The following is a 15,863-nucleotide window of genomic DNA, read 5'->3' on the forward strand; positions in this document are numbered from 1 at the left end:
GCGCATGACCTGACTGGCCCATCGCCCGGCACAGCCGGCCTCCCACCAGATTTGTGTAAGCGCTTGATTTACGAGGCAACACAGACCCCGTGGGAGGCCGGCTGTGCCGGGCGATGGGCCCTGAAGCTCATGCACAAATTCAGCAGAGCTCACAGATTGATCCCGTCCATGAAGCCCTGCAATGGCTGAAGCGAACAGCAGCCCCCGCCTACATCAACGGCGGCGCCACCGACACCACCCGCAGCGCCAGGCCCTCGTAAGGATCCAGGTGAATGGTGAAGTCCCCGGCCTCGCTCAGGTCCCCTTCCACCCGTTCGTTGATGATGTCCACCACCGGCCCCGGCGCCACGCCGGGCAGGTGCAGGGTTTCCTCCAGCGCTTCGTTGCTGAAGTTCAGCGCGGTGATCTGCGTGCCCTTGCCCGCGGGCAACTCGTGGACCATCACCAACAGGCCCGGGTGCTGCACGTCGGGCACCAGGATCTGCTTGGCCGCGGCAATGTCGTAAGCGCGGCGCACCGCGAGGATGCGCTTGAGCTGCGAGGCGAATGAATCCGGCCGCTCCAGTTGCTCTGGCAGGCTGCCGTAGAGCGCCCGCGCGCGCGGCATGCCGCCGCGGGAAGGCGCGCCGGTCGGGTCTGAGTCGATCAGGTCGTAGGCGCCGCGGTGAATCCAACGGGTGTCGCCATCGCCCATCAGGTGCTCCACCTGCTCGAACGGCAGCGGCAAGGCGCCGACCAGGTCCCACCCGGACAACGCGAACACCCCAGGCTGCATGGCGTTGTACATCACCAGCAGCAGGTGGATGTACTGCACCTGGCGGATCTGCTCCGGGGTCATCGCATCCAGCTCACGGATGCCCAGCGCGGCGGTGATGATGCTCGCCGTGGTGCAGGCCACGCCGTTGGTGACGAACTTCAGGTTGTACGGCGCATGCTCGCCGGCCAGGCGCTCGTACATTTCTTCGCGAATGTGCTCGCGCAGGATGTTCCCGGGAAAGGTCTGGCCCTGGTACAGGTACTGGTCATGGGCGTGCAGGGTCCAGAAGTGCACCAGCTCGAGGGTCAGCTCGTCGTGGTTCTGCAGGGCGTGGATCAACGACGCCGGGTCGATGTTGAAGGCGTGCATCTCGCGCAGCATCAACCGCAGGAACTCGGTGCGGCCGGTGAGCAGCGCATGCTGGTAGGCCGGGCGGGTGATGAAATCGTAGGACAGGTCGGCGCCGCCGTGGGACATCGCGGCGATGTCATCAAGGGTCAGGTTCAGCTCCTGGAAGCTGAAGCCGCCGGCCTTGCGGATGGTCCCGGCGAGCAACTGGTTGCCGGTGATCGACAACGGGTGGCTCTCCGACCAGGCCGGGCCTTCGGCGCGCACCTCGACCCCGAGAAACCCGTTGGCGTCGAGGCGCAACACCCGCGCGCCGACCACGTCGATGGCGTGCAGGGCATCGCCGATGATCATCTGCTGGGCGGTAAAGCTGGGGTCGAGCCAGTTCAGCGAGGGCTGGCCTTCCTTGAAGTAATGCAGGTACACCCAGCGCCGGCGCACGCCGTCGACGCCGACGACCGGCGCGGTGGCGCTCCAGTCGGTCTCCTTCACCCCGGGCTCGAAGAAGATCACCCGCTGCAACTGGCCAACGATGTAGTGCTTCTCGCGCAAGGCATCGACCACCGCCGGCGGCAGGTTGACCGCGTCACGCCCGGCCGGCACCTCCGGCAGCAGCGGCCAGTCGTCTTCGCGGATCTCGACCATGTGGTACAGCCCGGGGTAGTCGGCGTGGCCCAGCTCGGCCAGGCGGAAGTCCGCGCCCTTGCCGGTGTGCGAGGGGATGGCGTCTTCGATCACGATGGCATTGTGCGCCGCGGCCATGCGGCTGAGGTTGTGCAATTGGGCGTCGGTGCCCAGCGCTGGGTCGACGTCAAAACTGATGCGGTCGAAGTTGCCGTCGATGGTGGGCGTGTATTTTTTACCCTTCAGGCCGCCGCTGAGCTTGAGCGGGCCGTTGTGGATGCCCTGGATGCCAATCTGCGACAGCGCCTGCCAGAGGTCCTGGTCGCCCAGGGCCTGCAGCACGGTTTCACCGTCGCGGGTCACGATCGACGCTGGGTAGGCGGTGAACCACACCGAGGCGATGGCCGAGGCGTCGCGCGCCCGGGCCTGGGCGAACGGCCGCTGCCACAGGCGCGCCTGGCCGGAATACAAGCGCGCGCGGGCCTTGGCCGCTTGCAGCATGGAGCGTTCGACCAGCCATTGTACGTGGGCGGGGTCCGGTGTGGTCATGGCAGGGTTCCTGATGGCGGGTGACCCTTTCTATGAGCGCAACGCTGGCCGAACGTTGCATGGCAGGCGCGGAGTTATTACCGGCGAGCGCGCGCGCCCGGCTAGCGCAGGCGTGTTCTGTTCACCGCCAGCGCAGTGTCTCTCAGGCCGCCGTAGAGGCCGCGCATCTGCTGGCCGGTGGTGGCATACCAGGCATCGAATTCCCGCACCGCTTTTGCCGGAACGGAGCGGCGCACCGCCTGCTGGGCGATCCGATCGATTGTGTGATGGCCAAGGTCGTCATACAGCCGGTTCAGCCGGCTGTAACCTCGCGTATGCGGGCTTGGTGCCCCGGAGATCACCTCGGCGACGGCTAAGCGAGTGCTGCTGGCAAGATGGGCGTAACGGCTGGCATTGGCAGGGTCGCCCAGCGGGCCTGAGCGAAACACTGGGTGGTTGCGCTGGGTGATGAACGTCAGTGAGTCCAGTTCGAGCCGCCGAATGGCAGCCTGCGCGGCCTGCTGGCTGGCCGCAGCTGCCTGGGGGTCGATGCCGCCGCGCAGCATGGGCAGCAGTTCCTGCACCAAATCGCCCAACGCGTTGAAGATATGTTCACCCTGCCGGCTGATTGGCATGTGTTCGCCCCCCCTGTACCCCGATTTATCAAGACTGCCCGGCCCACGCCGTTGGTTGACGATAGCGGCCCCGCCTGCGGGCTGCCTTGAAAAACTGCTTACGCCCGCCACCGCCATTGGCCACCTGCTTTTACCCAGGATTGGCCATTGGGCCCCCGCGGCCAGGGCAGTAAGGTAGCGCCATCCTTTCGACCCCTTGGGAGCCACCCGATGAACGCACGCCTGGAATGGGCCAAGAAATCCCCCGCCGCCTACAAGGCCATGAACCACCTGGAAAACGCCGTGGTCCACAGTGGCCTGGAGCACGCGCTGCTCGAGCTGATCCGCCTGCGGGTGTCGCAGCTCAACGGCTGCGCCTATTGCATCAACCTGCACGCCAACGACGCACGCAGCGCCGGTGAAACCGAAGCGCGCCTGCAAACCCTGAGCGTGTGGCGTGAAACCCGCTGGTTCACCCCACGCGAGCAAGCCGCCCTGGCCTGGGCCGAAAGCCTGACCCTGCTGCCCGGCCGCGGCGCGCCGGAAGGCGAATACGGCCAGGTGCTGGAGCACTTCAGCGAGCAGGAGGCCGCCGACCTGACCCTGGCCATCGCCACCATCAACGCCTGGAACCGGTTCGGCGTCGGCTTCGCCATGGTCCCCGATTGATCGGCGCGGGTGTAGCCATTAGGATACGGGCATCAACTTGCCATCACTGACAGGGATGCCCTCTGATGCTCAAAGCCAGCCTGCTGGCGCTGCTGTGCCTTCCCGCCGAGGCCTGGGCCGATGCCTACAAGTGCATCGACCGCGGCGGGCGCATCAGCTATGCCGCCGTACCCTGCCCGCCGGAACAAGGCGAAGCGCAGTACCAGGGCAAGACCACCCCCGGGCACTACGTGAGCGCCAACGAAGAAGACGCCAAGCCCGCGAACATCAACAAGCGTGCGCTGCAGGTGCTGCAAACCAGCTACCGGGCGAAGGTCACCTACAAGGTGCACTACCTCGACGGCCCGGCCCCGGCGCGCACGCCCAAGCCAGCGCCCAAGCTGACCCCGATCAGCTGCCAGGCCGAGGCCGGGGTCACCCGTTGCAGCAAGGCGCGTTGATCAGGCGGCCGCCAGCACCGCCGCGCGCTTGCGCTCAAGCAACACCACCACGCTCAACGCCGCCACCACGCACATCGCCCCGGCGAAGAAAAACGCCGGCAGGTAGCTGTGCAGCTCGGTGCGCGACCAGCCGGCGCCATAGGCCGCGGTGGCCGCGCCCAACTGGTGGGCGGCGAACACCCAGCCAAACACCAGGCCGGCTTGCTCGCGGCCGAAACGGTCGGCCACCAGCTTGACCGTGGGCGGCACGGTGGCGATCCAGTCGAGGCCGTAGAACATCGCGAAGACCGACAGCGCGTAGGGGTTGAAGCCGGTGAACGGCAGGAACATCAACGACAGCCCACGCAGGCCGTAGTACCAGAACAGCAGCCAGCGGTTATCGTAGCGGTCCGACAGCCAGCCCGAGCCGAGGGTGCCGACGAAGTCGAACAGCCCCATCACCGCCAGCAGGCTGGCCGCGCCCACCGCGGCCATGCCGTAGTCGCCGCACAGCGAAACGAAGTGGGTTTGCACCAGGCCGTTGGTGCTCAGCCCGCACACGAAAAAGGTGCCGGCCAGCACCCAGAAGGTCAGCGTGCCGCTGGCGAGCTTCAAGGCCCGCAGCGGCGACAACAAATGGGCGATGAACGGCTGCGGCGGCACCGCCGGGGCGACCTCGGTTTCGCCGTACAGCGGCAGGCCCAGGTCGGCCGGGCGGTCACGCATCAGCAGCAGCGCCACCACCGCCGCCAGCACCAGCAAGGCGCAGACGAACAGCGTCGCGCTGCGCCAGCCATAACGGCTGGTGAGTTCGGCCATCAGTGGCAAAAACAACAACTGGCCGGTGGCCGAGCTGGCCGACAGCAGCCCCAGCACCAGCCCGCGGCGGTGCACGAACCAGCGCGTGGCCACGGTGGCGCCCAGCACCATTGCCACCATGCCGGTACCCACCCCGACCACCACGCCCCACAGGGCCAGCAGTTGCCAGGTGTTGGTCATGCCCAGCGAGCCGAGAAAGCCCAGCGCGATCAGGCCCATGGCGCAGCCCACCACCGGGCGCAGGCCGAAGTGGTTGATCAGCGCCGCGGCAAACGGCCCGAATAGGCCGAACAACACCAGGCGCACCGCCAGGGCCACGGAGATTTGCGAGGTGGACCAGCCAAACTCAGCCTGCAGCGGCTGGATCAGCACCCCGGGCGCGCCCATGGCGGCGGCCGCCACCAGCATCACCAGGAAGGTGGCGAACACCACGGCCCAGCCGTAATGCACCTGCCGGCGCGCAAGGCCGGCGGCAAGGGAACGCGCGATCATCGGGGCACACTCTGAAGAGGTTCAAGGCTAGGGAGGGCAAGCATACAAGCCTTGTAACAAATTTGCCTCTGGGGCCGCTACACCGCCGCCGCGACAACGCTCGCCTCAGGCCTGATAGCGCCCGGAACGGTGGTTCAGCGCGATGATCAGGTTGAGCACCACTGCCCCCGCCACCGACACCGCCAGCACCGCGGGGCTAACGATGGTCAGCGACAGCAGCAGGATCGCCACGTCAGCGCCCATCTGCAGCCAGCCGGCGCGCCAGCCGAAGCGGCTTTGCAAAAACAGCGCAAGGATATTCAACCCGCCCAGGCTGGCGCGGTGGCGAAACAGCACGAGGAACCCTACCCCCAGCACCATGTTGCCAATCAGCGCGGCGTACACCGGCTCGACGTGGCGCAGGCTGATAACCGCCTGTTGGTGATCGCTGAACAGCGACACCAGGCCGATCGCGGCGAAGGTTTTCAGGGTGAACGGCCAGCCCATGCGGCGCACGGCGAGGTAATAGAACGGCAGGTTGATCAAGAAGAACGTGCTGCCGAAGGCCAGGCCGAAGGCGTAGTGCAGGTACAAGGCGATGCCGGCGGTGCCGCCGGTGACGATGCCGCCTTCGCGCACCAGCAACAGCCCGAGGGCGACCATCAGCGTGCCGACGAACAAGGCCATGGCGTCTTCGCCGTGGCTATGGGGATAGGGTATGGGGCTGGCGGAGGGCATGGGCACGCTCGATTGCGGATTCCGGGCGCATGATAGCCAAAAACCGATCACTTCATGAGAATATAATTACATCCATGCACAGAAGCCGCGCCTTAAATAAGAATTACGCACTGATCAACGCAAGCCTTCATTCACCGCGCGCCCAGCCCGGCCTCCTTCACCCGTTGCAGCACCACGGCGGTTTTCAGGTGGCCGATGGCGCCGCTGCTCGCCAGCCGGCCCATCAGGCCGTTGAGCTCGTCCAGGCCGGCCACCGCCACCTTCAGGGTGTAGTCAGCATCGCCGGTGGTCTTGTAGGCGTCGATGATCGCCCCCTCGCCCAACACCAGCGCCTCAAAGGCCGCCGAACGGGCCGGCTCATGGTTGACCAGGCTCACTTCGATCATCGCCACCATCTCGGTGTTCATCGCCTGCGGCGCGAGCCGTGCGTGGTAGCCGAGGATCAACCCGCCCTGCTCCAGGGCAATGCGCCGGCGCGAGCATTGCGAGGCCGACAGGCCGACCAGGTCGCTGAGGTCTTGGTTGCTTAGGCGCCCGTTGGCCTGCAGTTGGGTGAGGATCTTCAGGTCGAATGCGTCAATCGTGGGCATGGCGGGTTCCGAGGTAGCCATCTTCAAGGCCGCTACCTTAACAGCAGTGGCCCGTGGCGCGGCACAGCGCTGGACAACCCCGGCGCCGCTTTGTAGCGTTCAGGCATTCCCCCTGGAGTGGCTTGCATGCAAACGATCAAAGCGGGTGCGGTGCTGTTCGCCAAAGACCTGGCCGGCCTGGCGCTGTTCTACGAGCAAGTGGCCGGGTTCACCACCGTGGTGCGCCTGGACGACCGCATAGTGCTGGAAACCGACCACTTCCAGTTGGTGCTGCACGGCCTGCCGGCGGTGATCGCGCAGAATCTGCAGATCGAGCAGCCGCCGCTGCGGCGCGACGACGTGGCGGTCAAGCTGGTGTTCCCCACCCCTTCGCTGGCGCGGGTGCGGGTGCTGGCGCGCACCCTCGGCGGTGGCCTGGATGAACCGCTGGAGGAATGGCAGGGCCCTTATTTCCGGGCCTGCGACGGCTTTGACCCGGAAGGCAACGTGCTGCAATGGCGCGAGCCGCTGCCCGGCAATGACATGGAATGAGCGGGCCCGGCCGTGGTCCACCGTAGGTACCCACCCACGCAGGGCCGCGCCATGAATGAGCCCCACGAACATGAAGAAGAATTCGAGCCCGGCGAGCTGCCGGTGATCAACGACCCCGGCAACGAAGACCCGGGGTCGGAGCTGGACGATGCGCCAGTGCCGTTGGTCGATGAGCCGCAGGTGCCGGGGTAGGGTTTCAGGGCCCATCGCCCGGCACAGCCGGCCTCCCACGGGTTCTGTGTTGGCTGGTAAATCAATCACTTACACAAATCTGGTGGGAGGCCGTGGTCCGGCACTCCGGCTGTGCCGGGCGAAGGGCCGTCAGCACCTACAACCCAAAGAAATCACAGGCCACGGTCGTCACGTCAAAGCCCTTGGCCTTCACCCCCAGAACCCGCGGTGCCCGCCCATTGGGCTGCGGCAACACGTGGCCACCGCCGCGCAGCTCATACAACGCCACCCGCGCCCCCGCCGCCACCACCCAGCGGTGCACGATCACCTCGCTGCGCGCCCCCCCGGGGTTAGGCAGTGGTTCGGGCGATTCGCCTCGGGCCTGGGCCAGCTCGCCAAAGTACGCGGCCGTGGCGCGGGCCGAGAGCACCTCGCCGCGCCCAGCAAAGCCGAACACACTCTCCTGGCCGCCCTCGAACGGGCTGATCGGGTCTACCGTGCCATGCACCAGCAGCGCCGGCACCATGCGCCGGCGGTGCTGGGCGATGTCGTTGGCCGGCACTGGCAGGTTGGCCGCCACCGCGGCGATGCCGGCGAGCTTGTCGGGTTTTTCCAGCGCCATGCGCAACGCCATCTGCCCGCCGCTGGCGTAGCCGAACAGCATCACCCGCTTCGGGTCTGCGCCATGGGCCTGCACCAGGCGCTCGATCAATTGCGCGAGGAACGCGCAGTCGTCGACCTGGGCCCGCCGCGCGGGCACGTCCAGTTGCTTGCGTGCATCGTTCCAGTGGCCTTGGTACGCCTCGGGGTAGACCAGCAAAAAACCGCGCTCATCGGCCAACTGCTCAAAGCGGTAGCCGCTGGCGCGGCGGATCTTCTGCGGGTTCTGCCGGCCGCCGTGCAGCACCAGCAGTATGCCGGCGCCTGCTTGCAGGTTGGCCGGGCGGTATTCGAGGTAGCGCCGCGCGCCCATTTCGGCTTCGGTGAACTGCCCGCCCAGCGGGACCTGGCGCGGTTTACCGGGCAGGATGAACCACGCCGCGGCGAGGGCGCAGAGCACGATCATGGCGAAGGTGGGAATCAGGAACAGCATCGGGCAGGCTCACGGCGGCAAAGGGCGGGACTTTAGCCCCGCCCTGGCGCCAGATCAATGCCTCAGCACACCTGGGTGGTGAGCTGCTTGTTCTCGAAGAAGTAACCCGAGAGGTTGCGGTACACCAGGTCGGCCATGGCCTGGCGGGTTTCGAAGGTGCCGCTGGCCAGGTGCGGCAACAGCACGGCGTTGCCCGCCTCGATCAATGCCCGCGGCACCTTGGGTTCGTGCTCGAACACATCCAGCCCGGCGCCGGCGATGGTGCCGGCCTGCAAGGCCTGGATCAGCGCGGGTTCATCGACCACGGTGCCGCGGGCGATGTTGATCAAAAAGCCCTTTTCGCCCAGCAACGCCAGGCGCCGGGCGTCGATCAGGCGCTCAGTGGAGGCGCCACCGGGGACCGCCAGCACCAGCACGTCGGCGGCGCTGATCATCGCGTCGAGGTCGGCGTAGTAGCGGTAGGCAACGCCGGGCTTTTCGCGGCGGTTGTGGTACAGCACGTCCATGCCGAAGGCGGCGGCGCGCTTGGCGATCTGCTCGCCGATGTTGCCCAGGCCGACGATACCGACCTTTTTACCGCCCAGCTTGGTCGCCAGCGGGAACTTGGCGCTTTCCCATTGGCCAGCGCGCAAGAACCGTTCGGCTTCGGGCAGGCGGCGCATCACGTTGAGCATCAGGCCCAGGGCCGTGTCGGCCACGCATTCATCGAGCACCCCAGGGGTGTTGGTCACCACCACGCCGCGGTCCTTGGCGGCGCCGATGTCGATCGCGTCGTAGCCCACGCCGAAGCTGAAAATCCCTTCGAGGTTGGGCAACTGGTTGATCAGTTCGGCGGTCGCGCCGTACACGCCACTGGTGACCACGCCGCGGATGCTGGCGCCGTGCTCGGCCAGCCAGGCGGCCGGGTTGGCCAGTTCGTAATAGCGGGTGGCGGCGAAGTGGGTTTCGACGTTGTTCTGCAACGCGGGGTGCAACGCGCCCATGATGAGCACGGGGATGGCCTGAGTCATATTACCTCCTGTTGGATGACCAACGTGTTGTTGTTATGGCGTACGCTCAAGGGCGGGCTTGATGGGGTACGACAGGCAGCCCGCGCCGGTTTCGGTCATCGTACAACTTACCGGTTGCGATCCACAACCCGCTAGGCGGCGACAAAGCGCATGGTGGCCAGTTCGACCAAGGTGAAATAGCCCTCGCTCCAGCCGGCGGTGTCGATATGCCACACGTTGCCCAGGCGCCGTGGCCGGCGCAGCGGGGTATGGCCGACGATCACCGCGCGCACGCCGCTGACCCCGGCGTCGTTGCGGTTTTTCAGGCGCTCGCGGGACCACTGGAATACATCTTCCACGGCGGGGTCGGCCGGCAGCTTGCCCTGCAGGTAGGCGCGCAGGGTGGCCCAGTTGTCGAACGGGCAGTTGGCATGCACCAGCCCGACCAGGCCGCGGCGGGTTTCGACTTCCAGGGCGATGGGCAGTTGGCCGAGCTTGCCGGCCACCAGCCGCTGTTGCTCCGGTGGCGCGTCGAGGAACCAGCCGCCGCCGCTGATGCGGTAATCGAACACGTCGAGTTGCGGGTCGCCGGCGAGAAACTGCTGGGTGAGCACCTCGTGGTTACCCTGCACCGCGTGGAACCAGGGCTTGGCCAGCCATTCCAGAGCCAGCTCGCTTTGCGGGCCACGGTCGACCAGATCGCCCACGCTGAACAGGCGGTCTACGCGGCTATCGAACTGGGCGCGGTCGAGCACTTCCTGCAGGCGGCCGAAGTGCCCGTGGATGTCGCCCACGGCGAAGTCGCGCCCGCGGGTGTTGAGCCGGTAGTGTTTGAAACGGGCCATCGGGCTGCCTCCTTGCGCCGCTCAGGGTTGTTGGCTGTCGAGTACCAGGCTGTTGCGGATGCCATCGACCTCGCCCTGGTGCGCGGCATAGCCGGCCACGGTACCGGCATAGCTCAACGACCAGGCATTGCCCGGGCCGGTGGCCGCGACCAGGGTCTGGGTCATCACATGGCCGCCATTGAGGGTGATCTCGCAGGTGGTTTGCGCCGAATTCAACCCACCCAGGCTACCCCCGCGCAAGGGCGTACAGGCGCTCTGGTAGCCCTGGCGGGCGAGGTCCGCCTGGGAGGCCTTGCGCATTTGCAGCAGCACCGCCTCGATATTGACCTGGTGCCCGGCCTCGACCGCAGTGCGGGTGAGCTCTACGACCATTTCCGGGTCACCGTTGGCATCGGCCTTCACCGCCCGCTCGCGGCTGGGGCCGCCTTCGGCGCTGGGCAGGGTTTGCACCTCCCAGCCCGGGGGCCAGTTGACCTGCGCCCAGGCCATGCCTGGCAAGGCGGCAACCAGCAGCAGGGAGAGTAAGGGCCGAGCGTTCACGAGGGGGCGCCAGTCAGCGAAACATCCGCACAGTCTCGCAGAGGGGGGTGGTGCTAGGCAACGGGCGGCGTTGGGGGGTGGCGTTCAGGGGCCCTGAAACCTCACCCACGCCCCAGCGTCTGGCTCGGCAACTCGCCAAACAACCCTCGGTAACTCTCGGCAAACCGCCCCAGGTGCCAGAACGACCAGTGCATCGCCACCTCCGCCACCGTGGTGCTGCCTGGGGCCGCCCGTTGCAGGTCGCGGCGCGCCATGTTCAGCCGGCGCAGGCGCAGCCATTGGGTGGGGGATAACCCGGTGAAGGCGCGAAACTCCCGCTGCAGGCGTTCCAGCGGCACCCCGGCCAGGCGCGCCAGTTGCGGCGCGGTCAGGTTGGCGGTCGGGTCCGCGGCCACGGCGTCCATCACCCGGTGCACCGTTTGCCGCTGCGGCGAGCGCGGGGCCTCGCGGGGCAGCGAGCTTTCGAGCACGAACAGGCAGTCTTCGAGCAGTTGCCGGCCCAGGGTGGCGTCGGTCAATGGGCCACCTTCGCTGCGCAGGGTTTTGCCCAGCCAGCCGCTGAACACCCGGGCCTGCAGCGAGGCCAGCGGGGCCATCCGCCAGCGGCCGAGGGAGGCAGGGTCCAGCCCGTGCTCGGCGAGCAGCTCGGCATCGAACACCACCGCCAGCTCGCGATAATCCGGCGGGGTGATCCAGCAGTTGTGGCTGTGCTCGTCGAGCAGGTACAGGGCGTGGTCGGCGGTGTCGAAGCTGAACACCAGCGCGCCCCGGGGGGCGGCGAATTGTTGCTCCACGCGGATATTCAAGCGCTCTTCGAACACCTGCACCTGGCCGGCCACCTCCAGCACGCGCAAGTGCCCCTCGAAGCGGCCGGGCGACATCTGCTGGTAATGCTGCTGCCACAGCGGGGTGCTGCGGGTTTGTTCGTCGAGGTCGCTGGTGGTGAGGGTGTGGCTGCGCATGGCCGGCGGTCCGTGTCGAAAGCTTTGCACCAATGCAGTGCACACCGAAGCGGGTAAAACGGATAGACCCCGCCCCCGGCGCTGGCCGAGCATAGCCCCGCCGGGCGCCCTGGCGAAAGCCCCCTCCCCGGCCCTTCTTCTCCCACAAGCCCCGAGGCTTTATGAGTACCCTCACCGATCCCCTGTCGCAGTGGCTCAAGGAACGCCGGATCAGCGAAGTCGAGTGCGTGGTCAGCGACCTGACCGGCATCGCCCGCGGCAAGATCCTGCCCACCAACAAGTTCCTTCAGGAACAGGGCATGCGCCTGCCGGAAAGCGTGCTGCTGCAAACGGTCACCGGCGACTACGTCGAAGACGAGCTGTACTACGACCTGCTCGACCCGGCAGACATCGACATGACCTGCCGCCCCGACCCCAGCGCGATCTACACCGTGCCCTGGGCGCTGGAGCCCACCGCGATCGTGATCCACGACACCTTCGACCGCTACGGCAACCCCATCGAGCTGTCGCCACGCAACGTGCTGAAAAAGGTGCTGGCGCTGTACGCCGCCCGCGGCTGGCGGCCGATCGTGGCGCCCGAGATGGAGTTCTACCTGACCCAGCGCAGCGACGACCCCGACCTGCCCCTGCAAGTGCCGCTGGGCCGCAGCGGCCGCCCGGAAAGCGGCCGGCAGTCGTTCTCGATCGACGCCGCCAACGAGTTCGACCCGCTGTTCGAAGACGTTTACGACTGGTGCGAGGCCCAGGCGCTGGACCTCGACACCTTGATCCACGAAGACGGCCCGGCGCAGATGGAGATCAACTTCCGCCACGGCGACGCCTTGCACCTGGCCGACCAGATCACCGTGTTCAAGCGCACCCTGCGCGAGGCCGCGCTCAAGCACAACGTGGCGGCCACCTTCATGGCCAAGCCGATCACCGACGAGCCGGGCAGCGCCATGCACTTGCACCAGAGCGTGGTCGACAGTCAGGGGCGCAACCTGTTCGCCAACGAGCACGGCGGCCACAGCGAGCTGTTCCTGCAGCACATCGGCGGCCTGCAGAAGTACATCCCCGAATTCCTGCCGTTGTTTGCCCCGAACGTGAACTCGTTCCGGCGCTTCCTGCCCGACACCTCCGCCCCGGTGAACGTGGAGTGGGGTGAAGAAAACCGCACCGTGGGCCTGCGCGTACCCGGTGCCAGCCCGGCCAACCGGCGGGTCGAGAACCGCCTGCCGGGCGCCGACGCCAACCCCTACCTGGCCATCGCCGCCAGCCTGCTGTGCGGTTACCTGGGCATGGTCGAAGGGCTGGCGCCGAGCGAGCCGGTGGTTGGCCGTGGCTACGAACGGCGCAGCCTGCGCCTGCCGGTCACCCTTGAAGACGCCCTGGCGCGGATGGAAAACAGCACCGCGCTGGCCCAGGTACTGGGCGAGAAGTTCGTGCGCGGCTACGTGGCGGTCAAGCGCGCCGAGCACGAAAACTACAAGCGCGTTATCAGCTCATGGGAACGCGAGTTCCTGATGATGACGGTTTAAAAACAACAACAACCCAAGCCTCTCATTCAGCACCTGCCGTTTACGACCTAGGAGCACTGACATGAAGTTGAACACGCTGTACATCGCCCTGGCCCTGGCCGCCCCCCTGGCCAACAGCGCCCAGGCCGCGCCCACCGTGAGCATCTATAACTGGACCGACTACATCGGCCCCACCACGCTGGCCGACTTCCAGGCCGCCACCGGCATCGCGCCGGTGTACGACGTGTTCGACTCCAACGAAACCCTCGAAGGCAAGCTGCTGGCCGGCCGCACCGGCTACGACGTAGTGGTGCCGAGCAACCACTTCCTCGGCCGGCAGATCAAGGCCGGCGCCTTCCGCCCGCTGGACCGGGCGAAAATCCCCAACTGGAAGAACCTCGACCCGGCGCTGATGAAGCGCCTGGAACTGAACGACCCCGGCAACCAGTACGCCGTGCCCTACCTGTGGGGCACCAACGGCATTGGTTACAACGTCGACAAGGTCAAGGCCGCGCTCGGCGTAGACACCCTCGACAGTTGGGCCACGCTGTTCGAACCGGAAAACCTCAAGAAGCTGCAAAAATGCGGCGTGGCCCTGATGGACTCGCCCGATGAGCTCTACCCCGCCGTGCTCAACTACCTGGGCCTGAGCCCGCGCAGCACCGACCCGAAAGACTACGCCAAGGCCACCGCCAAGCTGCAGGCCATCCGCCCCTACGTGACTTACTTCCACTCCTCCAAGTACGTCACCGACCTGGCCAACGGCGACGTGTGCATCGCCTTTGGCTACTCCGGCGACGTGTTCCAGGCCGCCAACCGCGCCAAGGAAGCCCACAACAACGTGCACGTGGCCTATGCCATCCCCAAGGAAGGCAGCAACGTCTGGTTCGACATGCTGGCCATCCCCAAAGACGCCGAACACCCGGAGCAGGCCGAAGCGTTCATCAACTACGTGCTAGAGCCGCAGGTGATCGCCAAAATCAGCGACACCGTGGGCTACGCCAACCCCAACGTGCCCGCCCAGGCGCTGATCGACGCCGACATCAAGAACGACCCGGCCATTTACCCTTCCGAAGCGGTAATGGCCAAGCTGTATGTGTCGGCCGAGCTGCCGCCAGCGATCATGCGGCTGATGACCCGTGACTGGACCAAGATCAAATCCAACCGCTAACAGGCTGCCCGTATGCGCGAACTCCCCGACCACGCCCCGTCCTATTACGCCGCCAGCAGCGCGCCCGCCCCCCGGCGGCCGGTGCTGGCCGGCGAGTTGCGCGCCGATGTGTGCGTGGTCGGCGGCGGCTTCACTGGGCTGAACACCGCCCTGGAGCTGGCCGAGCGCGGCCGCTCGGTGATCCTGCTGGAGGCCAAGCGCATCGGCTGGGGCGCCAGCGGGCGCAACGGCGGGCAGTTGATCCGCGGGGTGGGCCACGACCTGGCGCCGTTTCGCCGCTATGTGGGCGAGGCTGGGGTGCGCCAACTGGAGTTGGCCGGGTTCGAGGCGGTGAACATCGTGCGCCAACGCATCGAAGGCCACGGCCTGGACTGCGACCTGCGTTGGGGTTATTGCGACCTGGCCAACCGCCCGGCCCATTTCGACGGGTTCAAGGCCGAGCGCGAGCACCTGCTGCAACTGGGCTACCCCCACCCACTGGAGCTGGTCGAGCCGGGGCAGATGGCCACGGTGGTGGGCTCGCAACGCTACGTGGGCGGGCTGATCGACCGCGGCTCCGGCCACCTGCACCCGCTCAAGCTGGCGTTGGCCGAGGCGCAACTGGCCGAACGCCTGGGCGCGCGCCTGTTCGAGGGCAGCGCGGTGACCGCGATTGAACCGGGGCGCGAGGTGACCATACGCACCGCCCATGGCGTGGTGCGTGCTGGCCAGGTGGTGCTGGGCTGCAATGCCTACCTGGGTGGCCTGGTGCCGCCGCTGGCGGGCAAGGTACTGCCAGCCGGCAGCTATATCATCGCCACCGAACCGCTGCCCGAAGCGCTGGCGCGGCAGTTGATCCCGCAGAACATGGCCCTGTGCGACCAGCGCGTGGGGCTCGACTACTACCGGCTTTCAGCCGACCGCCGGCTGTTGTTCGGCGGCGCCTGCCATTACTCCGGGCGCGACCCGGTGGACATCGCCGCCTACATGCGGCCGAAAATGCTCGAGGTGTTCCCGCAACTGGCCACCGTTGGCATCGACTACCAATGGGGCGGGATGATCGGCATCAGCGCCAACCGGTTCCCCCAGGTCGGGCGCCTGCCCGGCCAGCCCAACCTGTATTACGCCCAGGGCTACAGCGGCCACGGCGTGAACGTCACCCACCTGGCCGCGCGGGTGCTGGCACGGGCGATGTGCGCCGAAGACGAAGGGCTGCTGAAACTGTTCGAACAGGTGCCGCACCGCACCTTCCCCGGCGGCGAGCGCTTGCGCTCACCGCTGCTGGCACTGGGGATGCTGTGGTACCGGTTGAAGGAGCGTTTGGGGGGTTAGGCGATGCGCGCGAGGGTGTCGAGGTCCAGTTGCCTGGCAACCGCCAACTCGCTGAAGGGGTTCGCCGTGCTCGCCGCTGGCAAGCCCGCGCCGCGTGCTTTGGTGGCCTGGCGTGCTTCGATCACAGCCTTGGGGATACGGGGTTTCTTTTTCATGGTGCCTCCGGAGCATCACGTT

Annotated in this window: 18 protein-coding genes; 7 read left to right on the top strand and 11 right to left on the bottom strand. The window is 67.0% G+C overall.

The window, feature by feature from the left end:
- Positions 1–208 precede the first annotated feature (208 nt).
- Positions 209–2,278 carry a maltose alpha-D-glucosyltransferase gene (treS, locus tag ACFZCE_RS17985; protein WP_390941417.1) on the bottom strand — a complete coding sequence of 690 codons (2,070 nt, stop codon included), beginning with the start codon at positions 2,276–2,278 and terminating at the stop codon, positions 209–211.
- Positions 2,279–2,379: 101 nt separating this feature from the next.
- On the bottom strand, positions 2,380–2,892 hold the full coding sequence (locus tag ACFZCE_RS17990) for a hypothetical protein (protein WP_390941419.1): 513 nt from the start codon (positions 2,890–2,892) through the stop codon (positions 2,380–2,382).
- A gap of 210 nt (positions 2,893–3,102) precedes the next feature.
- Between ACFZCE_RS17990 and ACFZCE_RS17995 the strand changes: the two genes are divergently transcribed.
- Both ACFZCE_RS17995 and ACFZCE_RS18000 read left to right on the top strand, forming a co-directional pair.
- A complete protein-coding gene (locus tag ACFZCE_RS17995) occupies positions 3,103–3,540 on the top strand; it encodes a carboxymuconolactone decarboxylase family protein (RefSeq protein ID WP_390941421.1) in 438 nt (145 codons plus the stop codon).
- A gap of 65 nt (positions 3,541–3,605) precedes the next feature.
- Positions 3,606–3,980: a DUF4124 domain-containing protein gene (locus ACFZCE_RS18000; protein WP_390941423.1), complete on the top strand. Its 375-nt coding sequence runs from the start codon at positions 3,606–3,608 to the stop codon at positions 3,978–3,980.
- Here ACFZCE_RS18000 and ACFZCE_RS18005 read toward each other — a convergent pair whose 3' ends face one another.
- The 3 genes from ACFZCE_RS18005 to ACFZCE_RS18015 form a co-directional block, all read right to left on the bottom strand.
- Positions 3,981–5,270, bottom strand: coding sequence for an MFS transporter (locus ACFZCE_RS18005; RefSeq protein WP_390941425.1), 1,290 nt, complete (start codon positions 5,268–5,270; stop codon positions 3,981–3,983).
- Between the two features lie 105 nt (positions 5,271–5,375).
- Positions 5,376–5,987 (bottom strand): YitT family protein, encoded by a 612-nt coding sequence (locus ACFZCE_RS18010; protein ID WP_390941427.1) that lies wholly within the window; start codon positions 5,985–5,987, stop codon positions 5,376–5,378.
- A gap of 131 nt (positions 5,988–6,118) precedes the next feature.
- Positions 6,119–6,577, bottom strand: a complete 459-nt coding sequence (locus tag ACFZCE_RS18015; RefSeq protein WP_390941429.1) for an AsnC family transcriptional regulator — start codon at positions 6,575–6,577, stop codon at positions 6,119–6,121.
- Positions 6,578–6,703: 126 nt separating this feature from the next.
- On the opposite strand from ACFZCE_RS18015, the gene ACFZCE_RS18020 reads away from it, so the two are divergent.
- Both ACFZCE_RS18020 and ACFZCE_RS18025 read left to right on the top strand, forming a co-directional pair.
- Entirely contained in the window at positions 6,704–7,108 is a 405-nt protein-coding gene (locus tag ACFZCE_RS18020) for a hypothetical protein (protein WP_390941431.1), read from the top strand.
- Between the two features lie 51 nt (positions 7,109–7,159).
- Complete coding sequence (locus tag ACFZCE_RS18025) at positions 7,160–7,300, top strand: hypothetical protein (RefSeq protein ID WP_390941433.1); 141 nt, start codon at positions 7,160–7,162, stop codon at positions 7,298–7,300.
- Positions 7,301–7,436: 136 nt separating this feature from the next.
- Here the strand turns inward: ACFZCE_RS18025 and ACFZCE_RS18030 are convergent, their stop codons facing one another.
- The 5 genes from ACFZCE_RS18030 to ACFZCE_RS18050 form a co-directional block, all read right to left on the bottom strand.
- Positions 7,437–8,372, bottom strand: a complete 936-nt coding sequence (locus ACFZCE_RS18030) for a PHB depolymerase family esterase (protein WP_390941435.1) — start codon at positions 8,370–8,372, stop codon at positions 7,437–7,439.
- A 62-nt stretch (positions 8,373–8,434) separates the two neighbouring features.
- A complete protein-coding gene (locus ACFZCE_RS18035; protein ID WP_390941437.1) occupies positions 8,435–9,382 on the bottom strand; it encodes an NAD(P)-dependent oxidoreductase in 948 nt (315 codons plus the stop codon).
- A 131-nt stretch (positions 9,383–9,513) separates the two neighbouring features.
- Positions 9,514–10,206: a metallophosphoesterase gene (locus tag ACFZCE_RS18040; RefSeq protein WP_390941439.1), complete on the bottom strand. Its 693-nt coding sequence runs from the start codon at positions 10,204–10,206 to the stop codon at positions 9,514–9,516.
- A 21-nt stretch (positions 10,207–10,227) separates the two neighbouring features.
- Positions 10,228–10,695 carry a DUF4946 domain-containing protein gene (locus ACFZCE_RS18045; protein ID WP_390941521.1) on the bottom strand — a complete coding sequence of 156 codons (468 nt, stop codon included), beginning with the start codon at positions 10,693–10,695 and terminating at the stop codon, positions 10,228–10,230.
- A 152-nt stretch (positions 10,696–10,847) separates the two neighbouring features.
- Positions 10,848–11,708, bottom strand: coding sequence for a helix-turn-helix domain-containing protein (locus ACFZCE_RS18050; protein WP_390941441.1), 861 nt, complete (start codon positions 11,706–11,708; stop codon positions 10,848–10,850).
- 161 nt (positions 11,709–11,869) lie between these two features.
- On the opposite strand from ACFZCE_RS18050, the gene ACFZCE_RS18055 reads away from it, so the two are divergent.
- The 3 genes from ACFZCE_RS18055 to ACFZCE_RS18065 all read left to right on the top strand — a co-directional run bounded on the left by ACFZCE_RS18055 (position 11,870) and on the right by ACFZCE_RS18065 (position 15,686).
- Positions 11,870–13,225, top strand: coding sequence for a glutamine synthetase family protein (locus ACFZCE_RS18055; protein ID WP_390941443.1), 1,356 nt, complete (start codon positions 11,870–11,872; stop codon positions 13,223–13,225).
- Positions 13,226–13,286: 61 nt separating this feature from the next.
- A complete protein-coding gene (locus ACFZCE_RS18060; RefSeq protein ID WP_390941445.1) occupies positions 13,287–14,375 on the top strand; it encodes an extracellular solute-binding protein in 1,089 nt (362 codons plus the stop codon).
- 12 nt (positions 14,376–14,387) lie between these two features.
- Positions 14,388–15,686, top strand: a complete 1,299-nt coding sequence (locus tag ACFZCE_RS18065; protein WP_390941447.1) for an FAD-dependent oxidoreductase — start codon at positions 14,388–14,390, stop codon at positions 15,684–15,686.
- On the opposite strand, the gene ACFZCE_RS18070 is transcribed toward ACFZCE_RS18065, so the two are convergent.
- Positions 15,683–15,841: a hypothetical protein gene (locus tag ACFZCE_RS18070; protein ID WP_390941449.1), complete on the bottom strand. Its 159-nt coding sequence runs from the start codon at positions 15,839–15,841 to the stop codon at positions 15,683–15,685. The two genes, ACFZCE_RS18065 and ACFZCE_RS18070, sit on opposite strands and share 4 nt — an antisense overlap.
- Positions 15,842–15,863 lie beyond the last annotated feature (22 nt).

Source organism: Pseudomonas sp. NPDC007930, assembly GCF_042958985.1.
Lineage (GTDB): Bacteria > Pseudomonadota > Gammaproteobacteria > Pseudomonadales > Pseudomonadaceae > Aquipseudomonas.

Bases quoted from the DNA above. Each gene is read 5' to 3' on its own strand.
- treS (WP_390941417.1), bottom strand. From the start codon at position 2,278: ATGACCACACCGGACCCCGCCCACGTACAATGGCTGGTCGAACGCTCC.
- ACFZCE_RS17990 (WP_390941419.1), bottom strand. From the start codon at position 2,892: ATGCCAATCAGCCGGCAGGGTGAACATATCTTCAACGCGTTGGGCGAT.
- ACFZCE_RS17995 (WP_390941421.1), top strand. From the start codon at position 3,103: ATGAACGCACGCCTGGAATGGGCCAAGAAATCCCCCGCCGCCTACAAG.
- ACFZCE_RS18000 (WP_390941423.1), top strand. From the start codon at position 3,606: ATGCTCAAAGCCAGCCTGCTGGCGCTGCTGTGCCTTCCCGCCGAGGCC.
- ACFZCE_RS18005 (WP_390941425.1), bottom strand. From the start codon at position 5,270: ATGATCGCGCGTTCCCTTGCCGCCGGCCTTGCGCGCCGGCAGGTGCAT.
- ACFZCE_RS18010 (WP_390941427.1), bottom strand. From the start codon at position 5,987: ATGCCCTCCGCCAGCCCCATACCCTATCCCCATAGCCACGGCGAAGAC.
- ACFZCE_RS18015 (WP_390941429.1), bottom strand. From the start codon at position 6,577: ATGCCCACGATTGACGCATTCGACCTGAAGATCCTCACCCAACTGCAG.
- ACFZCE_RS18020 (WP_390941431.1), top strand. From the start codon at position 6,704: ATGCAAACGATCAAAGCGGGTGCGGTGCTGTTCGCCAAAGACCTGGCC.
- ACFZCE_RS18025 (WP_390941433.1), top strand. From the start codon at position 7,160: ATGAATGAGCCCCACGAACATGAAGAAGAATTCGAGCCCGGCGAGCTG.
- ACFZCE_RS18030 (WP_390941435.1), bottom strand. From the start codon at position 8,372: ATGCTGTTCCTGATTCCCACCTTCGCCATGATCGTGCTCTGCGCCCTC.
- ACFZCE_RS18035 (WP_390941437.1), bottom strand. From the start codon at position 9,382: ATGACTCAGGCCATCCCCGTGCTCATCATGGGCGCGTTGCACCCCGCG.
- ACFZCE_RS18040 (WP_390941439.1), bottom strand. From the start codon at position 10,206: ATGGCCCGTTTCAAACACTACCGGCTCAACACCCGCGGGCGCGACTTC.
- ACFZCE_RS18045 (WP_390941521.1), bottom strand. From the start codon at position 10,695: ATGGCCTGGGCGCAGGTCAACTGGCCCCCGGGCTGGGAGGTGCAAACC.
- ACFZCE_RS18050 (WP_390941441.1), bottom strand. From the start codon at position 11,708: ATGCGCAGCCACACCCTCACCACCAGCGACCTCGACGAACAAACCCGC.
- ACFZCE_RS18055 (WP_390941443.1), top strand. From the start codon at position 11,870: ATGAGTACCCTCACCGATCCCCTGTCGCAGTGGCTCAAGGAACGCCGG.
- ACFZCE_RS18060 (WP_390941445.1), top strand. From the start codon at position 13,287: ATGAAGTTGAACACGCTGTACATCGCCCTGGCCCTGGCCGCCCCCCTG.
- ACFZCE_RS18065 (WP_390941447.1), top strand. From the start codon at position 14,388: ATGCGCGAACTCCCCGACCACGCCCCGTCCTATTACGCCGCCAGCAGC.
- ACFZCE_RS18070 (WP_390941449.1), bottom strand. From the start codon at position 15,841: ATGAAAAAGAAACCCCGTATCCCCAAGGCTGTGATCGAAGCACGCCAG.